This is a genomic window from Candidatus Pantoea communis (assembly GCF_011752685.1).
Taxonomy (GTDB): Bacteria; Pseudomonadota; Gammaproteobacteria; order Enterobacterales; family Enterobacteriaceae; genus Pantoea; species Pantoea communis.
Genome location: NZ_VWXC01000053.1, coordinates 1 through 1,758, shown reverse-complemented (window position 1 = coordinate 1,758; position 1,758 = coordinate 1). Strand labels below are relative to the sequence as shown.

Genomic DNA, 1,758 nt, shown 5'->3' with positions numbered 1-1,758 from the left:
TTACTTTTCTATCAGACAATCTGTGTGAGCACTTCGAAGGAAGGTATCTTCAGGTAAGGAGGTGATCCAACCGCAGGTTCCCCTACGGTTACCTTGTTACGACTTCACCCCAGTCATGAATCACAAAGTGGTAAGCGCCCTCCCGAAGGTTAAGCTACCTACTTCTTTTGCAACCCACTCCCATGGTGTGACGGGCGGTGTGTACAAGGCCCGGGAACGTATTCACCGTAGCATTCTGATCTACGATTACTAGCGATTCCGACTTCATGGAGTCGAGTTGCAGACTCCAATCCGGACTACGACGCACTTTATGAGGTCCGCTTGCTCTCGCGAGGTCGCTTCTCTTTGTATGCGCCATTGTAGCACGTGTGTAGCCCTACTCGTAAGGGCCATGATGACTTGACGTCATCCCCACCTTCCTCCAGTTTATCACTGGCAGTCTCCTTTGAGTTCCCGGCCGGACCGCTGGCAACAAAGGATAAGGGTTGCGCTCGTTGCGGGACTTAACCCAACATTTCACAACACGAGCTGACGACAGCCATGCAGCACCTGTCTCAGAGTTCCCGAAGGCACCAAAGCATCTCTGCTAAGTTCTCTGGATGTCAAGAGTAGGTAAGGTTCTTCGCGTTGCATCGAATTAAACCACATGCTCCACCGCTTGTGCGGGCCCCCGTCAATTCATTTGAGTTTTAACCTTGCGGCCGTACTCCCCAGGCGGTCGACTTAACGCGTTAGCTCCGGAAGCCACGCCTCAAGGGCACAACCTCCAAGTCGACATCGTTTACGGCGTGGACTACCAGGGTATCTAATCCTGTTTGCTCCCCACGCTTTCGCACCTGAGCGTCAGTCTTTGTCCAGGGGGCCGCCTTCGCCACCGGTATTCCTCCAGATCTCTACGCATTTCACCGCTACACCTGGAATTCTACCCCCCTCTACAAGACTCTAGCCTGCCAGTTTCGAATGCAGTTCCCAGGTTAAGCCCGGGGATTTCACATCCGACTTGACAGACCGCCTGCGTGCGCTTTACGCCCAGTAATTCCGATTAACGCTTGCACCCTCCGTATTACCGCGGCTGCTGGCACGGAGTTAGCCGGTGCTTCTTCTGCGGGTAACGTCAATCGATGAAGCTATTAACTCCATCGCCTTCCTCCCCGCTGAAAGTACTTTACAACCCGAAGGCCTTCTTCATACACGCGGCATGGCTGCATCAGGCTTGCGCCCATTGTGCAATATTCCCCACTGCTGCCTCCCGTAGGAGTCTGGACCGTGTCTCAGTTCCAGTGTGGCTGGTCATCCTCTCAGACCAGCTAGGGATCGTCGCCTAGGTGAGCCATTACCCCACCTACTAGCTAATCCCATCTGGGCACATCCGATGGTGTGAGGCCCGAAGGTCCCCCACTTTGGTCCGAAGACGTTATGCGGTATTAGCTACCGTTTCCAGTAGTTATCCCCCTCCATCGGGCAGTTTCCCAGACATTACTCACCCGTCCGCCACTCGTCACCCGAGAGCAAGCTCTCTGTGCTACCGTTCGACTTGCATGTGTTAGGCCTGCCGCCAGCGTTCAATCTGAGCCATGATCAAACTCTTCAATTTAAAGTTTGATTTGCTGCAACAAGTGCAGCGATGCTCATCTGTAAAACGTCATAATGAATTTCATTATGTGTTCACTCGTGAGACTTGATATTTTTTACGTCCGGAGACGCTGATATCAATCCTGCGAGTGCCCACACAGATTGTCTGATAAATTGTTAAAGAGC

The 1,758-nt window shown here is 52.8% G+C and carries 1 rRNA gene; it reads right to left on the bottom strand.

Annotation, left to right across the window (positions count from 1 at the left end):
* Nucleotides 1-54: 54 nt before the first annotated feature.
* Nucleotides 55-1,594 (bottom strand): 16S ribosomal RNA (locus tag F3J37_RS27770).
* Between the last annotated feature and the right edge of the window lie 164 nt (nucleotides 1,595-1,758).